The sequence below is a fragment of the Hoeflea sp. 108 genome (assembly GCF_000372965.1).
Classification (GTDB): Bacteria; Pseudomonadota; Alphaproteobacteria; order Rhizobiales; family Rhizobiaceae; genus Aminobacter.
In genome coordinates this window covers 1,525,000-1,549,096 of record NZ_KB890024.1, presented here as the reverse complement: position 1 = coordinate 1,549,096, position 24,097 = coordinate 1,525,000, and the positions used below count along the sequence as shown (strand labels likewise).

Here is a 24,097-nt window from a genome sequence, read left to right as displayed (position 1 = left end):
CTCCACCCTCACCTGGCTTCCGGTTTCCTCTCCCGTGAACGGGACAGGAAACCTACTTCACCACCGCCTCAGAAAACGCAACCGCCCTGCCCTGCGACGGGGTGGTGATCTCGGCTTCCCACATCACGCGGATGCCGCGGACGATGGTGCCGACCGGCCAGCCGGTGACCTGCTTGCCGTCATAAGGCGTCCAGCCGGCCTTGGAGCCGGCCTGGGCGTTGGTGATGGTCTCGGTCCGCTTCATGTCGACGACGGTGAAGTCGGCGTCGTAACCGGCGGCGATGCGGCCCTTGCGGGCCATGCCGAAAATGCGGTTCGGGCCATGGCTCGCAAGATCCACGAAGCGCTCCAGCGTCAGGCGGCCGGCGTTCACGTGGTCGAGCATGATCGGCACCAGCGTCTGCACACCGGTCATGCCTGAAGGCGAGGCCGGATAAGGCTTGGCCTTTTCGGTCAGCGTGTGCGGCGCGTGGTCGGAGCCGAGCACGTCGACGACGCCCTGGCTGATGCCATGCCAGATGCCGTCGCGGTGGCGTGCCGAACGCACCGGCGGGTTCATCTGCAGCAGCGTGCCGAGATGGGCATAGTCGTCCGAGCTCATGGTCAGGTGGTGCGGCGTCGCCTCGCAGGTGGCGACATCCTTGTGCCGTTCGAGGAAGGTGATCTCTTCCGCCGTCGAGATGTGCAGCACGTGGATGCGGGCGCGCTCCTGGCGAGCGATGCGCACCAGGCGCTCGGTGCACTGGAGGGCTGCGATCTCGTCACGCCAGATCGGGTGCGAGGACGGATCGTTCTCGACGCGCAGGTTCTGGCGCTCGCGCAGGCGGAACTCGTCCTCGGAATGGAAGGCAGCGCGGCGGCGGGTATTGCGCAAAATGGAGGCGACACCCTCATCGTCCTCGACCAACAGGTCGCCTGTCGACGAGCCCATGAACACCTTGATGCCGGCAGCACCCGGCAGACGCTCCAGTTCGGCGACATCCTTGGCGTTGTCGCGCGTGCCGCCGACCCAGAAGGCGAAGTCACAGTGCATGCGCGCGGTGGCACGGCTCACCTTGTCGGCAAGCGTCGCCTCGCTCGTCGTCAGCGGGTTGGTGTTGGGCATCTCGAAAACTGTGGTGACGCCGCCAAGCACGGCCGCGCGGGAACCGCTCTCCAGATCTTCCTTGTGTTCGAGCCCCGGCTCGCGGAAATGCACCTGGCTGTCGACGACGCCCGGCAGGATGTGCAGGCCGCGGCAGTCGATGGTTTCGCCGGCGGATGCGCTGCCCAAATCGCCGATCGCGGCGATCCGTCCGTTGATCACGCCGACATCGCGGACGCCTGTCCCGTCTTGATTGACGACCGTCCCGCCCTTGAGGATGAGATCGAAGGTGTTAGCCATCGCGGGTGCCCTTGTCTGGAAATTGCCTGCGGCTTACGTAATGGCTCTCCGAAATGCAAGATCAGGTCCATGCCGACAGCCATTCTCGCCGACCGCGCCACCATAGATGTCTCCGGTCCCGACGCCGAGCATTTCCTGCAAAGCATCCTGACCGTCGACCTTGCGGCGCTCGGTGAGCGCGAGGCCAAACCAGGCGCTCTGCTCGCCCCGCAAGGCAAGATCATGTTCGATTTCCTGGTGTCGCGCAGCGGCGAAAACGGGCTCCGGCTCGAATGCCGTGCCGACATCGCTGACGATCTTGTCCGCCGCCTGATGCTCTACAAGCTGCGAGCCAAGGCAGACATTTCCAAGCAGAATCAATTGGTTGTCTCGGTCTCGTGGCAAGATGATTCAGCTGCCTCCCAATCCGATTCAACTGTCCGCGACAGCCGCTTGCAGCAGCCTGTCTTCCGCCACTACGGTTCGGCGCCTGCAGCCGATGCCACCGAGGCCGACTGGCACGCCCTCCGCATCGCCAGCGGCGTCGCCGAGAGCGGCCCCGACTATGCGCTTGCCGACGCCTTCCCGCATGACGTGCTGCTCGACCAGCTCGACGGCATCGGTTTCAAGAAGGGCTGCTTCATCGGCCAGGAGGTCGTCTCACGCATGCAGCACCGCGGCACGGCGCGCCGCCGCGTGCTTTTGATATCCGCTGCCTCCGACCTGCCTGCCCCTGGCACCGACCTCATGTCAGGCGGCAAGGTTGTCGGCACGCTCGGCTCGGTTTCGGGCAAGCACGGCCTCGCCATCGCCCGCATCGACAGGGTGAAGGCAGCGCTCGACGCCGGCGCTGCGATCACAGCCGGCGACGTCGCGGTCACCCCTGCGATCCCCGACTGGGCACGTTTCACCTATCCCGAAGCCGCCATCGCGGAAGACGCCTGATGGCCGACCGCCCCGGCGCCCCGCCACGGGCCTGGCAGCGCATGCTGTCGGGCCGCCGCCTCGACCTGCTCGATCCCTCGCCGCTCGACGTCGAGATATCGGACATCGCCCACGGCCTCGCCCGCGTCGCTCGCTGGAACGGCCAGACCTCGGGTGACCACGCCTTTTCGGTGGCGCAGCATTCGCTGCTGGTCGAGCAGATCTTTCGCCGGATCGCGCCCGACGCCTCGCCCGAGGCACAGCTGGCCGCGCTGTTGCACGACGCGCCCGAATACGTCATCGGCGACATGATCTCGCCGTTCAAGTCGGTGGTCGGCGGCGGCTACAAGACCTGTGAGGAGCGGCTACAGCACGCTGTCCACCTACGCTTCAGCCTGCCCGGCACGATCTCCCAAGGCCTCAAGAAAGAGATCAAACGCGCCGACCAGATCGCTGCCTATTTCGAGGCGACCGAACTCGCCGGCTTCTCAGTGGCTGAAGCAACGCAGTTTTTCGGTCGCCCGCGCGGCATTTCCAGTGACGGGCTCGACCTTGCGCCGCAGCCGGCCAAGCGCGTCCAGAAGGCTTTTGTCGACCGCTTCCAGGCCATCGAAAGACAGCGCTCCGGCCGGGCCTGATCCCGTGGCGGGCCTCAGGCCGGCGGGATGAACTCCTGGCTGATTTCCTGGAACACCGGCATCGCCTCGAGCCGGGCCGACAGCGCCGCGAGCGAAGGGAACGCATCCATCGCCACCAGCCCAGGATGGGCATCGTTGATGAAGCGCAGCACGCACGCCACGCCGACATCGGCATGGCCGATGCGGTCGCCGAACCAGTAGTCGCTGTCTCTGCTCGCGCGATCGGCTTCCAGCACGCCCAGCACGTCGGTGATCTGGGTGCGGCAGCGCTCCACCCAGACGGTCGACACTTCCTTGTGCAGCCGCCGCTCGTAGAACAAGCTTACCGCCTTGTCGCCCAGGCCCATGGCAAGGGCGCCGACCTTCAGCGCCTGGTGGCGCGCCGGCTCGGCGATCGGGAACATCGCCTGCCCGCCGGGCGCCAGGCTGTCGAGATAATCGAGGATGATGTGGCTCTCGATCAGCGAGTCGCCGTTGTCGAGCACCAGCGTCGGCACCCGCGTCAGCGGATTGTAGCGCCTGATCTTGTCGGCATCGCCGAAGGCCGACCACGGCTCGTGCGTAAACGAAACGCCATAGAGCCTGAGCGCTATGCCGACGCGGCGGACGAAGGGGCTGTCATACTGGCCGATGAGCATCATGTTGTGGCGTCCCGGAAGAAGTCCTTGCGCGATACTACACGAGCATGCGTGTCGATCCAGAAGCCACTGACTGGACCGCGGCAAGCCAGATGCTTTGCCGGCGCAGCCTTGCCGGCAGGCCGCAACTGCCCCAGAACGGCCGGGCAATCCACATTGAGGCTGGGCTGAGTCGTGACCTTTGGTGACGTAGCGCTGTGGCAATATCTGCTGGTGGCGGTGGTGTCGTTCTGCGCCGCCATCCTCGGCGGCGTCACCGGCTACGGAACTGGCCTGTTGCTGCCGCCGGTGCTGCTGCCCATCGTCGGGCCTGAGGCGGTGGTGCCGATCATTAGCGTCTCGGCGCTGATGACCAATGGCAGCCGGCTGACCGCCTTCCGCACCGACTTCGACCGCCGCACGGCCCTTGCCGTCGGCGCCTTCGCCTTCCCTGCCTGTCTTGCCGGGGCCTATGGCTACACGCTGCTGTCGGGTCCCGGCATCACGCTGCTCATCGGCGCGGTGCTGATCGTGCTGGTGCCGGTCAGGCGGCTCCTGATGCGGGCCCGCGGCAATCTCCGAGGCGCGGGGCTCCGCGCCGCCGGGCTGGGTTATGGCCTGCTTGCCGGCGGCACATCAGGGGCCGGCGTCGTGCTCATCACCATCCTTTTGGCCGCCGGCCTCGGCGGCAGGGCCGTGGTTGCCACCGACGCCGGCATTTCAATGACGCTCGGCCTCGCCAAGGTGCTGGTGTTCCAGACCGCAGGCTTCCTGCCGTTCTCGTCGGTGGCGATGGCCCTGGTGATCGGCTTCAGCGCCACGCCAGGCGCGTTCATCGCCAAGCGGCTGGCGTCAGGCCTCACCAACCGCAGCCACATCGCCATCCTCGACACCGTGGTGGTCGCCGGCGGGGCACTGCTCATCGCCCAGGGCCTGCGCAACTGGCTCTAGCTCAGTGCCCGTGGTGCCTGCTTGGCTGCCCGCGCAGCTCGAGATAGGCCACCAGAACCATCACAAAAGTCGTCGCAGCTCCGATCAGCAGCGGCGACATATGGCTGGCGAAGGGCACCATGGCCGCAAGGATGCCAAGGCCGATGACATGCGACAGCGGCACGCGACCGACGACATAGAACTTGAACAACAGGTTGCCCGCGAGATAGAGGGCCGAGCCGCCGATTGCTGTCCAGATCAGCGCCGGCTCGACATGGCCAAGCGGATGGGCAAGCACCAGTTCGTCCGAGACCGCCACCACGATGATGCCGGCCACCAGCACGACAGGGATGTAGGTGTAGGCGACACGGGCGATCTGCCCCGTGTCCGCGGCCTCGGCGATCTTGTGATGGGCAAGCTCCTGCCCGACATTGAAATAGACCAGCCACATCGCCACAGACGCAAGGAAGGTGGTCAGGAACGCGGCGAAATTGACCCAGGTCCATTCGAGCTCGCCAAAGGTCGCGCCCGAGACCAGAATCGACTCGCCGAGCGCGATGATGATGAACAGCGCCGAGCGCTCGGCCATGTGCCCGCCCTCGACATCCCAGCCCGTCGTCGACGAGGCGCCGTGCCACGGCGTCCAGAAGCCCAGCGCCGGCGACACCAGCTCGATCAGCAGGGCAACCGCCCACAAGGCAAAACGATACTCCGGTTCCGCCAGGCCGCCGGCGATCCAGAACACGCCCGACAGCGCCAACCACAGTCCGATGCGGACAAAGTTGAGGTAGTTGTCACGGTTGTGTTTCCTGAGCGCCCACATCACGAACAGGGTGCGACCGACCTGCATGCAGACATAGGCAAGCGCGAACTGCAAGCCGCGCCCTTCGAACGCCTCGGGGATGGAAGTCGACAACATCAGGCCGACCAGCATGAGGGCAAACAGCATGCCGCGCACCGGCGATTTGCCGGGGTCGAGCCAATTGGTCACCCAGGCGGTGTAGTTCCACACCCACCACACGGCGACCAGCATCAACAGGCTTTCCAGCGCGCCGCTCAAGCTCAAGTCGCGCAACAGGAAATGCGAGAGCTGGGTGACTGCGAAGACGAACACCAGGTCGAAGAACAGTTCGACGAACTCGACCCTGGCGCTTTCGCCCGGCCGCCGCTTGCGCTGGTAATCCTGAGTTGCCCCGCTTAGTGCCATGCGTGTCCCCTCTGCTGGTTGAGGCCAGCATTCATGGCGGCAGGGCCTCGCGTCAAGCGGGTAGAACGACTGTCACCACACCTATTGCCAAGCCCAAAGCGGCCGCCAGCTCACAGATGGGGAGCGAGCCCTGCAGCGGTGTCCTTGCTGGTCGCCACCGGCACGATCTCGAAGCCGACAAGATCGGCCCATTCCACCACCCAGCGCTGCAGCAGCGTCACGTCGTCGGCCTCGACCAGCATGAAGCAGCGGCTCATGTCCGCCGCGATCCAGCTGTGGTGGACGATGAAACCTTCCGGCGCCAGCCGTCCCCGGTCACGGAAACGGCGATAGATCGCCTTGTGATCGCGCCCGCGAAAATCCTCGATCACAAAGAACTGCATGAACTCCCCCTCCCCTGAGACGCTTGTGCGAGCCTACTTCCCGTTCCGCTCGAGGCGGTCCAGGAACCATTGCGTCAGCCGCACCCAGACCTCGTCCTTCTCGCCGGAATCCTCGACGCCATGGTCCAGGTTCGGGTTGTCGTTGACCTCGATGACGAAGACGCCATCCTTGGTCTCCTTTAGATCAACGCCATAGAGCCCGTCGCCGATGCAACGGGCGGCCTTCACTGCAGCCTCCACCACATGGGCAGGCGCCTGTTTCAGCGTAAACGTCTTGATGCCGCCTTCGACCGGCTTTCCCTTGCCGTCGTGATTGACGATCTGCCAGTGCTTCTTGGCCATCAGGTAATGGACGGCAAACAGCGGCTGGCCACCAAGCACGCCGATGCGCCAGTCATACTGGGTCGGCATGTATTTCTGGGCAATCAGTAGGTCCGAATCCTCCATCCACGCCGTCGCCAGCGCCTTCAGCTCGTTGAAGTCATGCGCCTTCTTCACGCCGCGCGAAAACGAGCTGTCGGGGATCTTCAGCACCAGCGGAAAGCCCAGCGTGTCGGCCGCGGTCTGCAGGTCCGATGGCCCTGATATCATCACCGTCGGCGGCACCGGCACGTTGTTGTAGGCCATCAGTTCGTTCAGGTAGACCTTGTTGGTGCAGCGGATCATCGACAGCGGATCGTCGATGACAGGCATACCCTCCTGCTGTGCCCTTCGGGCAAAGCGGTAAGTGTGGTTCGAGATCGACGTCGTCTCTCGGATGAACAGCGCGTCGTAATTGGCGAGCTTGGCAAGGTCCTTCCTGGTGATCGGCTCGACCTCGACGCCCATCTTTTCGGCGATACGAGCCCAGTGGCGAAGCGACGAGATCGCCGAGGGCGGCAATTGCTCATGCGGGTCGATCAGGGTGGCGAAGGTATAACGCGACGGCGTACGGGCCTTGGTGTCGCGCCATTCGCGGCTGGTGTAGGTGTCGAGCGCTGCGACGAAGCGCGTCTTGTCGGCTTCGTAGAGCCGGCCGAGGGCGGCAAAGCCGACCTTGTGGATCGAAGCCCACTCGCCATCCTTGATGGTGACTTCCAGCGCCGGTGCCCGGAACCAGTCGAACAGCAGCTTGGCGAAACGGTCCCACGCCTTGGACGGCCCGATGCCGAAGAACACCGTGACCTTGGCCGGAAAGCTGCCCCCCAGATCCTTGCGGCACTTGTTCAGCGCCAGCTCGAGCTCCGGCAGCGCGTTCTCGTAAAGCTTGCGTTCGGACAGGTCGATCATGGTTTCGACCGAGGGGATAACCTTGTGGCCGCGCGATCCGGCCAACAGCGAGGCGTAATAGCCGCGGCTCTGGTAGTCGTAGCGGTTGGATAGGTTGATGACCTTCGGCCGCTGGCCGCGGAACAGCGACGGATGGGCGAGGTAGTCGCGATTGGTGATGATCTTGTGCGGCGTGGCGGTCTGGTCGAGATCGCTTTGCCGGCCGGTGAGGATGACCCAGGTCATTGTCTGGCGGACTTTCCGAGGATGATGGCTGCACGCAGGCCGTCGGCGCCGAACTGCGCCATGCGCATGAAGATGTCGTAGGGAACGGGAATGTTGGCGGCGTCGGAGGCTGTCTCGCGCTGTTCGTCCTCTATCCAGGGATCGTGGATCAGTATGTGGCCGCCGTCGTCGCCGATGGCGAGTACCCAGTGCGGCACCTTCTTGCCGAACATGATGAAGCCGGAGATCAGCACCAGCGCCAGCTTGCCCTCGGCCAGCCGCGCCCTGATGTCGTCGAGCCCGAACGGCCGATAGGTCACCGGAATGGCGTATTTGTCGGCGCGGGCGCGGAAGTCGGCCTGTGCGAGTTCCATCACCCGGCGCTTCTCGGCGCTACGCACCGACTGCAGGAACAGCGCGCCCTCGGCCGAGACGAAGATCTCCGTGCCAAGCCCGGCCTCATATGCGGCCACCGCCAGCCCGAACGGTTCGCAGCCGCCCGGCCCCGACATCATGAAGATGGTCGTCGCCTCGCGCCAAAGCCTGATTTCCATCACCGGATCCGGCGCGAAGGTCCGGTCGAAATTGGCCATGGCCATCATCAGGCAGCACGGCCCGCAGGTGAAATCGCAGGTCTGGGCGTAGAATGGCACCTTGGTGGTGATCGGCACGTCGCCGCGCAGCATCTTTTCGTAGCGAAGTGCGGTCATGCCGTCTTCGTAATAGTCGGGCTCCTGGCCGATGCGGCGATAGCTGTTCTGCTCATAGAGCCTGATGGCGCGGAGATTGTCCTCGCGCACCTCGAGACGCATCATCATGCGGCCATGCTCGTAGGCGACGCGCTCGGCCGCATCGAGCAGGCTGCGGCCGACACCCCTGCCGCCGAATTCGGGGGCGATGGCGAACGAATAGAGCCGTGCCACGCCACTGCCCTTGCGAAACAGCACCATGGCGTAGCCGGCGACCCGGCCGTCGATGTCGGCAACGAGTGCCTCCGCGGTTTCGTGATCGATGAGCTGGCGGAAGGAACGACGCGAGATGCGGTCGCCGTCAAACACGGCGTTCTCGATGGCGCAGAGCGCATCGACATCTTCAGCGCGGGCCGTACGAATGTCGGCTGCCATCTGGACCTGAGAACCTCGTATGGGCGGGAGGAGCCCTAAAGGAATGTCCCTGCGAAGCACCGGCGTGCCCCGCATTTCATTGCGCAGTCACGCCTCGATTCGGGCCTTATTGTGACATGGCTCCGGGGGCGGTGAGGATATGAATCTCATAGGATTATTGCCGAAAAACAGTGCGTCCCTTGCGGCTTTGCCCATGCCGTGCGTGCGGGGCTGGACAGCAGCGTGATGTCTTGTTTGCTCGCTCGACCGTCACGGCTTGGCCCGCTACCGATGTCCTGATGGCTTGTGATCGCTCATTGGCTGCAAACCATCAGGAACCAGCGCCGAGCCGCAGCCGCTGATACTGCCGAGATGCGCGCCGCCCGCCCGAACCCTACGACTGCGTCAGTCCCGCCCCGGCCAGCAATTGCTTGTAGGCGTCCTTGGCAACGACGCTCAGCACGTCTGGCGGCAGGGTGCCGACGATGGCGCAGCCATAGCCCTTGGCCTGCCAGTAGACTGCCTCGGGGCCGCCACCCGACAGCACATAGGTGCCCTTGGTGCGTTCGGTGCCTTCGGTCGTGACATAGACCGAGATGCGGTTGCCCTGCTCGTCGGCATAAAGCATCAGCGCTGCCGTGCTGCCATTCGCGGGCACCAAGCGACCGCCGAGCAGGCGGAAACCGTTGCTGGTGAGATCGGGCGCGATCAGTTTCAGCCCGGTGCGCTTGGACAGCCAGCCGGTGAGGTAGACCTGATCAGTGCCGTCGACCTCGACAGGCCGGTTCTTGTCGGCGGCAAAGGTCTGGTGCGCGGCTATTGCCAGCTGGGCCATCTGGTCGTCGGAATCAGTTCCCCCGCCAAGACCACCGGCGCCGGCGACATAACCTCCGAGGCCGCCGGCAACCAGCAGCGCAGCAGCGGCGGCCATCCGCCACCATTGCGCCATCAGCTTGCGCTTCGGCGCTTCGCCATTGACGGCATTCTCCAGCCGCGCCGGAACCGGTTCCTCCAGCACGTCGGCAAACAGGTTGCGCAACGCCGCGTGATCGGCGGCATAACGCTGGCTCCTTGCCTTCATGTCGGGGTTGGCCTCCAGCCAGGCCTGGTAGGCGGCGCGCTCGTCCTCGGGCAGCTCGCCGTCGAGCGCCAGATGAATGTCACGGTCGGTAAAAGCGCGCATGTTCATTTCTCGACGATCCTTATCGTCCGGCGGCGTGCCTGATCGTCGAGCAGAGCACGCAGTTCGTCTCGACCGCGGGCGATGCGCGACATCAGCGTGCCGGCGGGCACACCGAGCATCGTCGCCGCCTCGGCATAGGAAAACCCTTCGATGGCAACCAGCACGAGGGCGGCGCGCCGGTCGGGGCTTATCGCCTGCAGCGCATCGACGATCTCGCGCGAGGCGACGCTCTCTGTCTGGATGGCGGGTGTTGCCAGCGCCTCCGAGGTATCGAGCGGCAGCATCGCCGCCTCGCCGCGCCGGTTCACCTTGCGCACCTGGTCGATGAACAGGTGATGCATGATCGTGAACAGCCACCTGCGCGGGTTCTCCCCCGTACGCCAATTGTCCATCCGCACGAGCGCCCGCTCGAGGCTATCCTGGACTAGGTCGTCGGCTGCGTCGCGATCACGCAATAAGGCGCGTGCGTATCGACGCAGACGGGGAATTTCCGCAAGTATCGCTGCCTTCTTCTCTTCCATAACAGCGGATCGCAAGTCGCCCTCTATGCACGCCGATTGAACGCGCCTTGGCGGCGCAACGCAAGCGGCCGAAGCAAGACGGCCACCTGAGACCCAAGCCTGGCACCCAAGCGCTGTGCTAACGCCTGAGGCGGGCGCTCTATTCCCGATCCATCAGATTTCTTGAAGCATGGGCTAGTTCAATTGATTTTGAACATTTGGGCGCATCGGATAAAAACACTCCACTCACGGGAGATTTGACGATGACGGCAGCGGCGGTGAACACCAGGTCGAGGTCGAATGTGCCTTGGCTCATCATCATTTGCGGCTGTCTGATCGCCGCGCTCACCTTCGGCCCGCGCTCGGCGATGGGCTTCTTCCAGCTGCCGATGCTTGCCGAAAAAGGCTGGGACCGCACCACCTTCGGCCTCGCCATGGCGATCCAGAATCTATTCTGGGGCCTCGGCCAGCCTATCTTCGGCGCACTGGCCGACCGATTCGGCAGCTGGCGCGTGCTGACCCTCGGTGCATTCCTCTATGCGCTCGGCCTCTACATGATGTCGGGGGCCGACACCGCCTCGATGCTTTATCTCAGCGGCGGTGTGCTCGTCGGTCTCGGCGTCGCAGCAGGCTCGTTCAGCATCGTGCTGGCGGCCTTCGCCCGTCACACGCCGGCCGAAAAGCGCAGCATCGTATTCGGTATCGGCACTGCCGCCGGCTCCGCCGGCATGTTCCTGTTCGCGCCGATCAGCCAGGGCCTGATCGACGCCTATGGCTGGTCGGACACGCTGGTCTACATGTCCATCGCCATGCTGGTGATCCCGCTGCTGGCGATCCCACTGGTCGGCAATTCGCGCTCGGGCAAGATTTCGCATGCCGAGATCGAGCAGACTCTCGGCCAGGCACTGTCGGAAGCCTTCGGCCACAAGAGTTATGTGCTGCTGATCTCGGGCTTCTTCGTCTGCGGCTTCCAGGTTGCGTTCATCACCGCCCACTTCCCCGCCTATATCAGGGACATCGGCATCGACGCCCGCTATGCGGTGATCGCACTCGCCCTGATCGGCTTCTTCAATGTCATCGGCTCGCTCGCCTCAGGCGTCATCGGCCAGAAATACTCGAAGCCGCATTTCCTCGCCTGGATCTACATCGCCCGTTCGGTGCTGGTGACGGCGTTCCTGCTCTTGCCGCAGACACCGACGAGCGTCATCGTCTTCGCCGTCATCATGGGGCTGTTGTGGTTGTCGACCGTACCGCCAACCAATGGCCTCGTCGCCATCATGTTCGGCACGCGCCACCTGGGCATGCTGGGCGGCATCGTCTTCTTCTCGCACCAGATCGGCTCGTTCCTCGGCGTCTGGCTCGGCGGCTACCTCTACGACCATTTCGGGTCCTACAACCCGGTGTGGTGGCTGGGCGTGGCACTCGGCATCTTCGCGGCGATCGTGCACTGGCCGATCAAGGAACGCCCGGTCGTCCGCCATCAGGCGATGGCACCGGCGGAGTAGCCTCCACTTAGCCTGAAAATGAAAGAACCGGCGCAACCAAGTTGCGCCGGTTCTTTGTTTTCAGGAATTCGGCAGAGCCCCGTCGGAGCTCTGGATCAGAATCGGTAGTTCAGGCCGGCCTTCAGCGAATTGCTGGAGATTTCGTCGGCCTGCTTCACGCCGTCGACAGTCGAGCGCACCTTGCCGTAGTCGACATGGTTGTATTCGAGCTTGGCGGTGACCTTGTCGCTGATGGCCTGTTCGACGCCGGCGCCCAAGAGCAAGCCGCCTTCCCAGTTGCTGCCGGAAGTGACGTTGGTGCGGCCATCGAATTTGGTCAGGCCGTAGCCCGCTGTGCCGTAGACCAGCGTGCGGTCCATGGCGACGCCGGCGCGGGCCTTGGCGGCGGCGTCGAACTTGCGCTCGAGCTGGGCGCCGTTGGCGATATTGTGGCGGGTGCCGTTCGAGAAGCTGGCGTCCATCTCGGCGCCATAGACGAACATTCCCGACTGGAAGTTGGCGCCGACTTGGCCGCCGAGGCCCCAGCCGGTCTTGCTTGAGAACGGGTTGGGGAAACCGTCGTTGGAAATGCCGACATGGGCGCCGCCATAGACGCCCGACCAGTCATAGGCGCCCGAAGAGGTATCCTGGTAGCCCGAGGACATGTCGGCCGCGGATGCGACGACGGGCATGGCGAGGGGCGCGAGGCCAGCGAAGAGGACGAAAAACAGATTTCGCGTGGTCATGGTGTAGTGCTCCGACATTGCTTGGGACCGCGAGCGGGGGCTTTGCGATCCTGTGACGGGGCATCGACACAACGGCAGTACGGGGGAGGAAATCCGCAGGGTCGAGTCCCGTGCGCCATATCATTGGCGCGAGGCGACCTTCGCCCGCATTCGTTGCCGAATTCTTACCCGATTTTAATAGATACCGATCGGATCCGGCAATCTTTCGGTAATGTTAACAGGTGGTTAATCCATCGAAGATACCGAGGGCAGGCCGATTGGGACCCACCTGCCCTCGGTGTGCGCCAACTGTCCTAGAACTTGTAGTTCAGACCGGCCTTCACCGTGTGGCTCGCCAGGTCGGCACTGCGACGGATCCCGCCGGTGCTCACCGCACTGACGTCGCCATAGTTGACGTAGTTGTATTCCACCTTGGCCGAGACGTTGTCGGTAAAAGCCTGTTCGACGCCCGCGCCGACCAGGTAGCCGCCATCCCACTTGGAATCGGAGATGACATTGCTCTTGGGCTTGAACTTGGAAACGGCGTAACCAGCCGTACCGTAGATCAGCGTGCGGTCGAGTGCCACGCCGGCGCGCACCTTGGCAGCCGCGTTCCAGCTTTGCTTGAGTTCGGCGCCGCCACCCAGCTTGTGCTTGGCACCGGCGTAGCCGCCTTCGACCTCGGCACCATAGACGAACATGCCGGACTGCATGTTGACACCGGCCTGGCCGCCGAACTGCCAGCCGGACTTGCTGGAGAACGGGTTCGGGAATCCATCAGACGCGACGCCGCCATTGACGCCGGCGTAGATGCCCGACCAGTTGTAAACGCTGCTGGTCTGCTGCTGGGAATAATAGTCCGAGGCCACGTCGGCCGCATTGGCCACCACGGGCATGGCAAAGGGGGCGAGGCCAGCGAACAGGACGAGATACAGATTTCGCTTGGTCATTTTCTTGGTGCTCCGAGATTTGACAGAGGCTGCGAAGCAGATGCTTCGCAGCCGTTGACGGGCACCGGCACGACGGCAACGGGGGAGAAACCCGCCGGCCAATTCCCGTGCACCCTATCGTTGGGTGCGAGCGGAAAATGCCCTGGGCGGATTGCGCCAACATTGCACGGAATATAATAAAATCAATTATTTATCGGTAACTTTCCGGCAATCTTCGTTAAGCTTTCCTTACCCCTCGTCGCGTGAAGCACGCGTCAGCAGGCGCTGGTAGAACAGGCCGATACCAATCAGCACTGCACCGAGGCCGATGAAGGACAAGGCCCTCAGCACGCCCTCCAGTTCCGACATGTCGAACAGGAACACCTTGGCGACCGCGACACAGATCAGGGCTGCGGAGGCGATACGCAACACCTGCGAGCCTAGCCTCACACCGGCGACCAGCAGGCCAACGCCCATGGCCAGCCACAGCGCCGAGTAGGAGTAGGTCTCCACCTGCCCCAACCCCGCCCACAGGCCGATATGCTCGCCCTGGAACAGCCGGCGCAGCGACAGCGTGGCATAGGCAAAGAGCAGAAGTGCCGCGACCAGCGCCAGCATCGCCGAATACCATTTCGGCCGCTTGCCGCGGGCGTAGAGCGCGAGCCCACCGGCAGCGATCGCCGGCAGCAGATAGGCCAGGAACAGCAGGTTGAAGAACGGGATCCTGCCCGTGCCTTCGTCGGTGAACAGCGGATTCAGCACCGCAAAGTGCTGGGCGACGACAAACAGCACCGACAGCACGCCGATGGCGAGCGACCCCTGGCGCAGCACCGGGCTCGGCGAGCGCATGTCGAGCGCCACAAGGATGCCGGCGCCACCAAGGGAGATCAACGTGTAGATCGCCTGTTCGGCCAGCGTCGGGGCTTCCGAGTTGATGATGCCGCCATTCATGGCGTGGCGGACAAGCATCGCGACCGCGAGCAGCGAGAACAACGCGGCGACTGCCTGCATCACCAGACGGGGCCGGCCGTCGGTCGTGCGCCGGAGCTGCCAGGCGGCGAAGGCGAAGGCAAGCGCCGGGATGCCATAGCCCGGCAGCAGCCAGTTGAAGACAGGCGTACGGCCAAGCACATCGGCGCCGACGATGGTCGGGTCGAAGGCGATGCGAGCAAGCACGGCAATGGCGGCCGCCACGCTCAGCCAGCCGAGCACCCGATAGCGCCGCAGCCGCGTCGCCAGCGCCGGCAAGGCGGCCGAGGCGCCGAGCAGGACCGTGGTCCAGCCCGAGCCGAAACCCATATGCAGCGCAAGCAGCAAGGCCGCGCCCGCCCCGCCAAGGGCAAAGGACACCGCATGTCCGCCTGCGAATGACGGCTCCTCGGCGCGCGCGATCCATTCGCCGGCGGCAATGAAGGCCAGCGTCAGAACGGCTGCCAGAAGCGCCCGCAGCAGGTCGCGGTCGGGGTTGCCATAGGCCAGCCAGAGCGAAAACAGCACCACCAGCGGCACGGTTACCGCCCACCCGGCCCAAGCGGCGGAACGCCAAGGCCCGACGGCGACCAGGCGCCGCGCGTTCCAGAAGCCGGCGCCGGCAAACACCAGGCCGAGCACCCAGCCGATGCGGGTCAGCGTCGCACCTGCAATCTCGATCGGCAGCCCCTCGACGGTCAGGGCGCCGATGGGCAGGTCGAGCTCAACCGTGCCTCCGAAGATGTTGCGCAGGTAGACGAGCACGGTGGCGATGCCGGCGGCGAACAACATGGCAAGAGCTGCCGGCCGGTAGAGCGCCACGGCCAGCATGCCGAGCAGCAGAACAGCACCCCGCAGCGGACCGCCGATCACGGCATAGGCCGGATGGAGGAACAGGACCAGCGCTGTCACCGCGATGAAGAAGGCCGGCACGATGGACGGCCAGTCGAGGGTATCAGCCGCCTCTTCGCTGATGCGACCAAGCCACAGGAAGGCAAGCACAGCCAGCGTGACCACGCTGATGAACAGGATAACCGAGAAGTTGGCCAGCGGCGCATCCGCCATGTAAAGCAACGTCCACAGGCCGGTACCGACGAAGGCAGCGCCGATCAGCAGCGTCCAGCGGCGGATCCGGGCAATCGCTGCGGTGGCCACAAGCACGATGGCGAGGTAGCCGAACAGCGCCCAGATGTTCGGCGCCGTCGACGAGATCAGCGCCGGCGTCACCATCGCGCCGACAAGGCCGAGACCCGCGAGAGCCTGGCCATGAGCGAGGGCTGCGGCAATCGTCGCCACGCCGATGATGCCGAGCAGCACGAAGGCCGGCCCGGCGCCGATGAAGCCATAGATGGCATGCGCTGCGTAGATCGTACCGAACAGGGCGAATGCACCCGTGGCCGTCAGCACAGCGGGGATGTAGGCATTTGCACCGCCCTCGATCGGCACGCGATAGCCCGTGCGGCGAATGAACTCGCCGCCGCCGACAAGGGCCAGGCCGAGGAGTGCTGCCATCGACAGCCGCGCGCCGGGTCCGAACAGGCCGGATTCAATGGAATAGCGGATCAGGAAGACGGCGCCAAAGGCCAGCGCCAAGCCGCCGACCCACACCGCCCAGCGGGTGCCAAGCGCTGTTTCGATGTCGGCTTTTTGCCGCGCCGGCGGTGCAGCAGGTGCAGCCTCGCCAGAAGCAGGCTTCCCGCCCCACGGGCCGGCCACCTCGGCTTCCGCAGCAACAGCGGCTGCAATCGGCAGTTCTTCCGTCTTCCCGGGCGTTGCCTCCGCTGCGGCCATCTCGGTCGCAGGCATGGCCGCGGGCGTTTCCGCGGCTGCCTCGGTTGGCAATGCCTCCGGCGCAACCGGTTCGCTGATGCTATCTGAAATCACCGCCTCGGCGGCTTTGGCGACAGGTTTGGCCGCCGGCGCCGCGCCCGACAGCACCAGGCCGCGCAGCGCCGCCAGTTCCCGCTCGAGCAGGTTGAGACGCGTCTGCTGCTTCGAGACGAAGACGAACAGTGCGACGACAGCGATGACGCCGAGAAAACTTTCGAACATGGCCACTCCCCCTCAGACTTGGCCGCTCAGCGCGCCGCCAGATTGGCGACGGGAAAGATCGAGCATGTTTCGGTTCCGAAGGCGAGCAGCTTGCCGTTGGCGTCTTTGAGGCTGGCCTCGGAGACGGCGAGCGTCCGCCCCTTGTGGATTACCTTGCTCTCGCAGATCACCTCGCCGGTCTTCGGCGTGATCGGCCGCGTCAGGTTCACCTTGAATTCGACCGTCGTATAGGCCTCGCCCTTGGCGAGCGTACTGTGCACGGCGCAGCCGAGCGCGGAATCGAGAATGGTCGCTGCCCAGCCGCCATGCACCGTGCCGAGCGGGTTGAGATGGCGCTCACTCGGCAGTCCGCGGAAGACGACACGCCCCTCCTCCACCTCGGTCAGAACGATGTTCATCAAACCGGCAATCGGCGGCGCCGGATAGAGCCCGTCGGCGACGCGCTGCAGCAGTTCCTGGCCCGAATAGAGATGCACGTCGTCGTGCGGGATCGTGCCCAGGCCGAGTTTCGCGACATGGCCCGGAAACAGCTCGAACTCGCTCATGCGGCGGTATCTCCATGCGAAATTGCGCGGGCGGCGTAATATTTGCGCAGCGCCGCAATCAACCCGCCGCGCGCCTCCGGCGGCTCAATGCCGCGCGGCTCATAGACGTGACGGGAAAAGAAGAAGCTCGACAGCCGGAAGGCATCCTCGATGGCTGCAAGGTCTGCGCCCTGCCGCGCGCCCTGCTGCAGGAAGACAGGCAGCAGGAACAGCTTGTCGCGCCAAGGCTCGCCCGCAATGCGCGACACCGCCCGGCCGGACTTGGGCGACACATAGGCCAGCTCCTCGCGGCTGCCGGTGGCGGCACACTCGCTGAGATCGAGGCCGAAGCCCAGTTCCTCCAACACCAGCAGTTCGAAGCGCACCACCAGTTCGCCGACGCAGTCGGCATCGCCGAGATTGTCGATGACGATGCCCAGCGTCTCGTAGAGGCCGCCATGCGGATCACGCTCGGGCAACAGCCTGAGATGGGCTGCGAGAGTCTGAAGCGCGTAGACGGCGACGGCGCTGTCGATCAGGCGGGCTGCGTTAAGCTCGATCGGCTCGGCCTGGAAGGTGCCGAGATGCTCGTCGAGCCGCGCGCGCCAGGTCAACTCGACGCGATTGCCGGGCTGCAGCAGCGGTTGCTGCTTGCGCGAGCGGCCGCCGCGCACCAGCCCGAGATGGCGGCCATGGGTCCGCGTCATCACCTCGAGCACGGCAGAGGTTTCACCATGCTTGCGGGTGCCGAGGATGATTCCTTCGTCGCGCCATTCCATGGCCGGACCATCAGCCGATTACGCGGCGAAATCAAGGACATTGGCGGCATCGCCGGGCAAGCCGAGGCGCCTTCACCTGTCCTTCAGAGGCGGGATCACGGCGAGCAGCAGCAGCGCCACCAGCACCAGCGCCGCAGCCACGATGGCGAGCGGCAACAGGCCGAGCGTGATGAAGGGCGCGACCATGGCCGTGCCCACCGCCGTGGTGCCGAGGATGGCCACGACGACCAGAGCAGCACCTCGGGCATCGTCGCCCTGCGAGGCCACCACCGCGCGGTGGAAGCCGGGCGGCCCACGAAAACCGAGGCCGAAATTGAACGGCACGAACAGGGCGGTCACGACAAGTGTGTTGGCTCCGCCGATCAGCGCGTATGCCAGCATCGCCACGCCGCCGAGGGCAGACAGAGCGGTTCCGAACCAGATCATACGCTCGGCGCCGAAGCGGCCGGTCAGCCGCCCGGTCCAGTTGGCGGCAACGATGAAGGTCGCGATGCCGGTCATCTGCATGATGATGAAATCCTTGAGCCCGGCGCCGAGTGCCGCCACGAACACGGTCGGCGCTGCAAAGACGATCACCAGCAGTGCGCCGAGCGTGAAGGCATGGCTTACCGCGTAGCGCAGGAGGGTCGCGTCGCGCAGCAGATGGGCGTAACCGCCCGCGCCCTTGCCCGTGGTCAGCGCCGGCAAATGGCGGCTCAATGCCGCAACCGCACCTGCCAGCAGCAGCGCCAGCGCGGCGATCACGTCGAACGAGACGGTCCAGCCGGCAAGCGACAGAAGCCACACGCCCACGACGGGTGCGAGTGCCGGCGTCAGCGACTCGATCGAACCGAGCAGGCCAAGCTTGCCCACTGCACGCTCATCGCCGAACAGTGCGCGGATCATGCCGGGGGCAAATACCGCCGCCGCCGAACCCGCCGCGCCCTGCAGGAAGCGCAGACCGATCAGCATGTCGAGCGACGTGCTCATGCCGGCGACTGCCGAGATCAGTCCGTAGGCGACGAGCGAAGCGACCAGCAGCCGACGCTGGTCGAAATGCGCACCCAATGTGCCGAAAGTGAGCAGTCCGGCTGCCGATCCGGTGACGAATGCTGCCAAAACGAATTGCGCCTGGGCGTAGCTGCCGCCCAGCACCTCGGGCAGGCTGGGTACGGCCGGCAGCACGAGGTCGGTGCCGGCGATGCCGAGCACGGTGCTTGTCACGATGAGAGCGAAGGCTATGCCTGCATGGCCGCCATGCTTGCCGGTGGTCATTGTCCTGCCAGTCTGTCGATTGAGGGCTTTTTTCGGGACGGCGTCAGTGCCCCATGGCAGGCCACGGGTCAAGCAAAGCCGGTTGGTCCAGTTTTGTCTCGCCCCCTGCTGGGGCCGGTTACGGGCACTCGCTGTCGCGGACGAAGCGCGCCTTGACCCAGCCCTTGGTGGTGCGGTCGCCGTCATAATGGGTGACCGGGCACCAGCGGCTTGCCCATGGCTGGGTCGTCGGCCGGCAGGCGGCGTCGAGATGGATGATGCCGTGGCGCTGCGGCACCAGCACGTCGACGATGCGGGCATTGGCTGAAGGTCCGGCGCGCATGTTGAGCGCGTCGTTCCTGGCGACGTTGACGACCACCAGGCAGCCAGGTCCCGAGGTCGCCATGGCGGGCGTTGCAACACCGAGCGTAAGCAGTGCGACCAGAAGTGCTCTCGGCATGTTCGTCCTCGCTTGCTGTCCCGGCATCAGAGCTTAGCCCGACGTGCCCCATGCGCCAAGGCGGCCGCCACCCAAGAGCGGCGGCCGCATCGCGTCAGGCGTAGCGTGGGCGCAGCATCCGCGTACCGGCCCAGTCGAGCGCCAGCATCACCAGCAGCGACAGGCCGACGAGCGGAAAGGCGATGCCGCCTGTAGCGAGGATGGCGATCAGCCCGCGAAACACCCTTGGGTCCTCGGGCAGCGGCGGCACGCCGAGTGAACCGACCGGACGTCGCTTCCACCACATCACCCCGGCTGACACGGCAAGCAGCACGATGCCGAGGCAGGCGGCCAGCAGCACCAGCTGGTTGGCCAGCCCGAACTCCTGGCCCATATGCACCGATATGCCCCACTCCATCCATTTGCCGCCCAGGCCGTAGTCGGCGAAACCCATGTCGATCAGCGGCTCGCCGCTGTACTGGTCGAGATGGATCACTCGTTGCTGGCTTGCGTCATCAGGATAAACCGAGCCGGTGTAGACGCCCGTCGGCTTGCTCGGGATTGCAACCGCATAACCGCGATGCAGACCCACCCGATCAAAAGTCTCGACCGCCTTGTTCAGCCCGATCGGCGTGCCCGCGGCTTCGGACGATTCCGGCAGCTTCGCCTGCTCCAGCGACCACGACGTTTTCGAGACATGGTCGAGATGCTCGCCCGACATCGGCACGTCGACGCGCACGCCAGAGGGATAGCCGAAATTGCTGCCATTGGCCCATTCGTTGACCTTCTCGCCCCAGACGCCCGACCAGGGCATGCCGGTGATGGCCAGGAAGACGATGAAAAAGCCGACGAACAGGCCGGTCACCGCATGCAGGTCGCGCCAGAACATGCGGTTTTTCGGCTTGCCGCGCACGCTGACGACGCCGCCCTTCTTGCCGCGCGGCCACCACAGATAGATGCCGGTGCCGACCAACAGGATCGACCAGCCGCCGGCAAGCTCGATCAGAAGCCGCGCGCCGTCGCCGAAATATTTCAGGCTGTGCAGGTAACGGATCGTCCACATGATGGTGCCGCGGTCGGGCAAGGCGCCCAGCACAGAGCCGCTGTAAGGATTTACAAAGACGGCCAGCTTGCCGAAATCAGGCGTCGTCAAGGTGATCTCGGCTGAGCTCTCGGGCGTTGCCGGGTCGAGGTACTTCACCGCCGCGCCGGGATAATTGGCCAAGGCCGCATCCACCATGGCTTCCGGCGACACCTTGCTCTGCTCGATTGCGACGCGCTTGAGGTCGGAATAGACAAAATTGTCGATCTCGTCCTTGAACAGATAGAGCGCGCCTGACACGGCGAGTGTGATCATGAAGGGCAGCACCATCAGCCCGGCATAGAAATGCCAGCGCCAGACGGCTCGGTAGAGGTTGGACGCGGAGCGCACGACGGCATTCTCCCGTCCGAGGGTCGTATCGGACATTGTTGTCTCCATATCAGTGGAAGCGCGAGCCGGATGGCCTGCAGATTTCGACGTCAGACGGAGAAAAGCGGAGGCGCCCTCGCCTCGGCGATGAGACCGCGTTGGCCTTGAGGTGCAGGCTGCCGTTGCTCGGCAACGACTGTGCCATCAGCCTCGGGCCGCTCAAGAATGAAGGCAAGCTGCTCGCCCGGCAGGCCGGGCGTAGCCGCGACGGCAAGCTGGCAAAGCGTGCCGCAGGGGCATTCGGCAGGGCTGCGGGCGGGCTGATCGCCGCCAGCCGGGCCCATGCCCTCCATGGTGCAGATGACGCCGAGCGGATCGGCGGCGGAGGCTGCCATGGCGCCTGATGCAAAGCCCGAGAGCAGCGCCTGGAACAACAGCATGAAGGCGATGATGCCGGCGATGGCGCCAGCCGACAGCCTGTCCCGCAATAGGAGCCGCATCCCCTTCATGCCAGCGGAATGGCACGATTCCGAGCCAACGTCACTGCGGCAGAATCGATGGCGAACCAACTCTAGCTCTCACGCTCGACGCTTCGCCCGCTGCATTCGCTCCTGTAAGCGCGCTTCAGTCACTGCTTGAAGCGGGCCGCCTCCTCCGATCCGCGCGTGGCATCGCCCGCGCTGTAGGAATGCGCCCCCGCGCCGGCGAGCTTGCCACCGTCGACGATCAGATATTCCTCGCGGATCGGCCGGCCGGCAAACCAGCACTCGAGGATTTCGCGGGTGCCGGCGGCATAGCGTGCCTGGGCCGACAGCGACGATCCCGAAATATGCGGCGTCATGCCGTGATGCGGCATCGTCCGCCACGGATGGTCCCTGGGCGCGGGCTGCGGAAACCAGACGTCGCCGGCATACCCTGCCAGCTGGCCGCTCTCGAGTGCTGCCGCGACAGCGTCGCGGTTGCAGATCTTGCCGCGCGCCGTGTTCACCAGATAGGCGCCGCGCTTCATCCTGGCGATCAACGCCGCATCGAACAGGTTCTCGGTTTCGGGGTGCAGCGGCGCGTTGATGGTGACGACATCGCAGACCGGCACCATGTCGGCCGCCGTCTTGTGGAAGGTCAAGCCGAGTTCCTTTTCGACGGCCTCGGGCAGCCGGTGGCGGTCGGTGTAGTGCAGCCTGACGTCGAATGGCTTGAGTCGCCGCAGCACGGCACTGCCGATCCGGCCGGCACCCACCGTCCCCACCTGCATGCCCTCGACATCATAGGACCGGGCAACGCAGTCGGCGATGTTCCAGCCCCCGTCAACAACCCACTGATAGGACGGGATGTAATTGCGCACGAGGCCCAGGATCATCATCACCACGTGCTCGGATACGCTGATCGAGTTGCAGTAGGTGACCTCGGCCACCGTGATGCCGTGCTCCATCGCCGCCTGCAGGTCGACATGGTCGGAGCCGATGCCAGCGGTGATGGCGAGCTTCAGGCTGGAAGCCTTGGCGATCCGCTGCGCGGTCAGGTAGGCCGGCCAGAACGGCTGCGAAATGACGATCTCGGCGTCGACGAGCTCGCGCTCGAACACGCTGTCGAGGCCGTCCTTGTCGGAGGTTACGACCAATCTGTGCCCAGCGCCTTCGACAAAGCTTCGCAGGCCGAGTTCGCCCGACACGCTGCCGAGCAGCACGCCCGGCTCGAAGTCGATGGCATCAGGTGTGGGCAATGTCTGGCCACCGGGATAGCGCTCAAGTTTCGGCAGGCCGTCCCGCGCATAGTGCTTGGGGTAGCCATCCACCGGATCGTCGTAAAGGACGCAAACGACCTTGGCCATTTCGTATCTCCCTTCGTCTGGCTGACGAGGAAGACGCTTTCAAAGGTAACGCTGCCCGAAACCTTGGCGCGGACGGCGGGGTCAACTGGCCTTCGGGATTTTTGGTGGCCAGCCGGCCTGCCGCCTGGCGCTTCCTCGTTCGAGATGTTGCGCGTTTCACGAGGTAAGATGGCGGAGCGGGCCGCGGTTTCAAGACCGCGAGCCCGGCCCGGGCGTTACTTGTCGCCGGGCTTTCTCTTGCCGCTCAGCAGCGCATAGACAGCCATGGAATTGCCATGGCCGAGGCTGAACTCGTCACGCAGCCATTCGACGATCTGTCCGGCCTTGACCGTGGGCTTGAGCTTGCCGCCGTCGGAAAAGCCCTTGGCGTCGGCGAGTGCCAGCAGTTCCTCCGGTCCCTTGCCGGTCTTGGTCTTGATGGTGTCGAGATAGGCCTGGAAAGACATTCTTTTTCTCCTCGTTGAAGCTTGAATTGATCAGGCGCGCCGGCGGTTGGCCAGCACCCCGCCGGCGATGATCGCCGCCAGTCCCACGATCGACAGGATGGTCAGCACGTCGTTGAACAGGAAGGCCGCCAGCACTACGCCGAAGCCCGTGCCCCAGTAGCCGAGCTGGCTGAAGAACACCGGCCCGCCGATTTCCTGCAGACGGAAATTGAGCAGGTAAGACGAGGCCGAGGTGGCGACCATGCAGCCGATCCAGAACAGGATGTCGCGGTCAAGGAAGACCCAGCTCGACGGCGCTTCGAAAAACGGCGCCACCAGCGCAACCATCAGGCTGGAACTCAGCAGGATACCGCAAGAGAAGGCGAGCGCCGACGAACCCTTGGGCCAATAGGCCGAGCGGATGATGTTGCCGGCGGCGGCGCAGGCCGGGATGATGATGCCGAGCAGCACCCAGACGGTCTGCGAAAAGTCGATCTCGGCCATCTGCTGCTGCACCAGTGCAGCCATGCCCGCCAAACCTATGAGGATGCCGGCGAAACGCCTTAGATACATGCGCTCGATGCCGAGCCCGGCGGCGAAGCTCATCGTCAGCAGAGGCGACAGTGAATAGACGGTCGAGGTGTAGGCCGGCCCGACGCGGTCGACGATGTAGTAGCCGAGCACGGTCGGGATGGTGAAGCTGATGATGCCGAGCACCAGATAGAGCACAAGGTGGCTGCACTGGTGCGGGATGCCCTGCCCTGAAGCCGCCAACAGCGGCAGAAGGATCAGGCCGGCGCCGACATTGGCGACCAGCGCCAGCTGGAACGGCTGCATGCCGGCATTCAGCGCCGCCTTCGAAATCATGATGCGGGTGGCGAAGACGAGGCCGCACAACGCCAAAAGAACCAGCGGCGAGCGCGCCGCATATGCCACCGGCAGCCGAAGAACTTCCTGTTGCGTCATGGTCAACCTCCA

Annotated in this window: 24 protein-coding genes; 4 read left to right on the top strand and 20 right to left on the bottom strand. The window is 64.9% G+C overall.

The genetic code is table 11. The features are described 5' to 3' along the window. Positions 1-52: 52 nt before the first annotated feature. Entirely contained in the window at positions 53-1,384 is a 1,332-nt protein-coding gene (locus tag B015_RS0107525; RefSeq protein ID WP_018427067.1) for a dihydroorotase, read from the bottom strand. A 69-nt stretch (positions 1,385-1,453) separates the two neighbouring features. On the opposite strand from B015_RS0107525, the gene B015_RS0107520 reads away from it, so the two are divergent. Next, positions 1,454-2,308: a folate-binding protein YgfZ gene (locus tag B015_RS0107520; RefSeq protein ID WP_018427066.1), complete on the top strand. Its 855-nt coding sequence runs from the start codon at positions 1,454-1,456 to the stop codon at positions 2,306-2,308. Further along, positions 2,305-2,925 (top strand): HD family hydrolase, encoded by a 621-nt coding sequence (locus B015_RS0107515; protein WP_040456074.1) that lies wholly within the window; start codon positions 2,305-2,307, stop codon positions 2,923-2,925. The genes B015_RS0107520 and B015_RS0107515 overlap by 4 nt, the downstream gene beginning before the upstream one ends. Before the next feature lie 14 nt (positions 2,926-2,939). Here the strand turns inward: B015_RS0107515 and B015_RS0107510 are convergent, their stop codons facing one another. Further along, the gene (locus B015_RS0107510) at positions 2,940-3,566 is read right to left on the bottom strand and encodes a glutathione S-transferase family protein (RefSeq protein WP_018427064.1); all 627 of its coding nucleotides are present in this window, start codon (positions 3,564-3,566) and stop codon (positions 2,940-2,942) included. A gap of 171 nt (positions 3,567-3,737) precedes the next feature. Between B015_RS0107510 and B015_RS0107505 the strand changes: the two genes are divergently transcribed. Further along, on the top strand, positions 3,738-4,493 hold the full coding sequence (locus B015_RS0107505; protein WP_018427063.1) for a TSUP family transporter: 756 nt from the start codon (positions 3,738-3,740) through the stop codon (positions 4,491-4,493). Position 4,494: 1 nt separating this feature from the next. Here the strand turns inward: B015_RS0107505 and B015_RS0107500 are convergent, their stop codons facing one another. The 6 genes from B015_RS0107500 to B015_RS0107475 form a co-directional block, all read right to left on the bottom strand. Beyond that, complete coding sequence (locus tag B015_RS0107500; protein WP_018427062.1) at positions 4,495-5,679, bottom strand: low temperature requirement protein A; 1,185 nt, start codon at positions 5,677-5,679, stop codon at positions 4,495-4,497. A gap of 110 nt (positions 5,680-5,789) precedes the next feature. Continuing rightward, on the bottom strand, positions 5,790-6,062 hold the full coding sequence (locus B015_RS0107495) for a DUF3303 family protein (RefSeq protein ID WP_018427061.1): 273 nt from the start codon (positions 6,060-6,062) through the stop codon (positions 5,790-5,792). Between the two features lie 33 nt (positions 6,063-6,095). Further along, positions 6,096-7,556, bottom strand: coding sequence for a RimK family alpha-L-glutamate ligase (locus B015_RS0107490; protein ID WP_018427060.1), 1,461 nt, complete (start codon positions 7,554-7,556; stop codon positions 6,096-6,098). Then, the gene (locus B015_RS0107485) at positions 7,553-8,659 is read right to left on the bottom strand and encodes a peptidase C39 family protein (protein ID WP_018427059.1); all 1,107 of its coding nucleotides are present in this window, start codon (positions 8,657-8,659) and stop codon (positions 7,553-7,555) included. The genes B015_RS0107490 and B015_RS0107485 overlap by 4 nt, the downstream gene beginning before the upstream one ends. 373 nt (positions 8,660-9,032) lie before the next feature. After that, positions 9,033-9,827 (bottom strand): anti-sigma factor, encoded by a 795-nt coding sequence (locus tag B015_RS0107480; protein ID WP_018427058.1) that lies wholly within the window; start codon positions 9,825-9,827, stop codon positions 9,033-9,035. Then, the gene (locus tag B015_RS0107475) at positions 9,824-10,342 is read right to left on the bottom strand and encodes a sigma-70 family RNA polymerase sigma factor (protein WP_026227002.1); all 519 of its coding nucleotides are present in this window, start codon (positions 10,340-10,342) and stop codon (positions 9,824-9,826) included. The genes B015_RS0107480 and B015_RS0107475 overlap by 4 nt, the downstream gene beginning before the upstream one ends. A 236-nt stretch (positions 10,343-10,578) precedes the next feature. Here B015_RS0107475 and B015_RS0107470 point away from each other — a divergent pair, with 236 nt between their 5' ends. Continuing rightward, a complete protein-coding gene (locus B015_RS0107470) occupies positions 10,579-11,826 on the top strand; it encodes an MFS transporter (protein WP_026227001.1) in 1,248 nt (415 codons plus the stop codon). Positions 11,827-11,921: 95 nt separating this feature from the next. Here B015_RS0107470 and B015_RS0107465 read toward each other — a convergent pair whose 3' ends face one another. The 12 genes from B015_RS0107465 to B015_RS0107410 form a co-directional block, all read right to left on the bottom strand. Then, a complete protein-coding gene (locus tag B015_RS0107465; protein WP_026227000.1) occupies positions 11,922-12,551 on the bottom strand; it encodes an outer membrane protein in 630 nt (209 codons plus the stop codon). Positions 12,552-12,844: 293 nt separating this feature from the next. Further along, complete coding sequence (locus tag B015_RS0107460; protein ID WP_018427054.1) at positions 12,845-13,480, bottom strand: outer membrane protein; 636 nt, start codon at positions 13,478-13,480, stop codon at positions 12,845-12,847. Between the two features lie 228 nt (positions 13,481-13,708). Continuing rightward, entirely contained in the window at positions 13,709-16,480 is a 2,772-nt protein-coding gene (locus B015_RS0107455) for a DUF2339 domain-containing protein (protein ID WP_026226999.1), read from the bottom strand. Positions 16,481-16,506: 26 nt separating this feature from the next. Next, positions 16,507-17,025 (bottom strand): PaaI family thioesterase, encoded by a 519-nt coding sequence (locus B015_RS0107450; protein ID WP_018427052.1) that lies wholly within the window; start codon positions 17,023-17,025, stop codon positions 16,507-16,509. Next, positions 17,022-17,783: a DNA repair protein RecO gene (recO, locus tag B015_RS0107445; RefSeq protein ID WP_018427051.1), complete on the bottom strand. Its 762-nt coding sequence runs from the start codon at positions 17,781-17,783 to the stop codon at positions 17,022-17,024. Before recO ends, B015_RS0107450 begins: the two co-directional genes overlap by 4 nt. Before the next feature lie 72 nt (positions 17,784-17,855). Next, a complete protein-coding gene (locus B015_RS0107440) occupies positions 17,856-19,037 on the bottom strand; it encodes an MFS transporter (RefSeq protein WP_018427050.1) in 1,182 nt (393 codons plus the stop codon). A 118-nt stretch (positions 19,038-19,155) separates the two neighbouring features. Continuing rightward, entirely contained in the window at positions 19,156-19,476 is a 321-nt protein-coding gene (locus B015_RS0107435; protein ID WP_018427049.1) for an SH3 domain-containing protein, read from the bottom strand. A gap of 94 nt (positions 19,477-19,570) precedes the next feature. Beyond that, positions 19,571-20,923, bottom strand: a complete 1,353-nt coding sequence (locus tag B015_RS0107430) for a PepSY domain-containing protein (protein WP_040456588.1) — start codon at positions 20,921-20,923, stop codon at positions 19,571-19,573. A gap of 53 nt (positions 20,924-20,976) precedes the next feature. Beyond that, positions 20,977-21,366 (bottom strand): DUF2946 family protein, encoded by a 390-nt coding sequence (locus tag B015_RS0107425; protein WP_081623548.1) that lies wholly within the window; start codon positions 21,364-21,366, stop codon positions 20,977-20,979. 128 nt (positions 21,367-21,494) lie between these two features. Continuing rightward, positions 21,495-22,694, bottom strand: coding sequence for an NAD-dependent formate dehydrogenase (locus tag B015_RS0107420; RefSeq protein ID WP_018427046.1), 1,200 nt, complete (start codon positions 22,692-22,694; stop codon positions 21,495-21,497). Positions 22,695-22,909: 215 nt separating this feature from the next. Then, on the bottom strand, positions 22,910-23,140 hold the full coding sequence (locus B015_RS0107415; RefSeq protein WP_018427045.1) for a DUF4287 domain-containing protein: 231 nt from the start codon (positions 23,138-23,140) through the stop codon (positions 22,910-22,912). A gap of 30 nt (positions 23,141-23,170) precedes the next feature. After that, entirely contained in the window at positions 23,171-24,085 is a 915-nt protein-coding gene (locus tag B015_RS0107410; RefSeq protein ID WP_018427044.1) for a DMT family transporter, read from the bottom strand. Between the last annotated feature and the right edge of the window lie 12 nt (positions 24,086-24,097).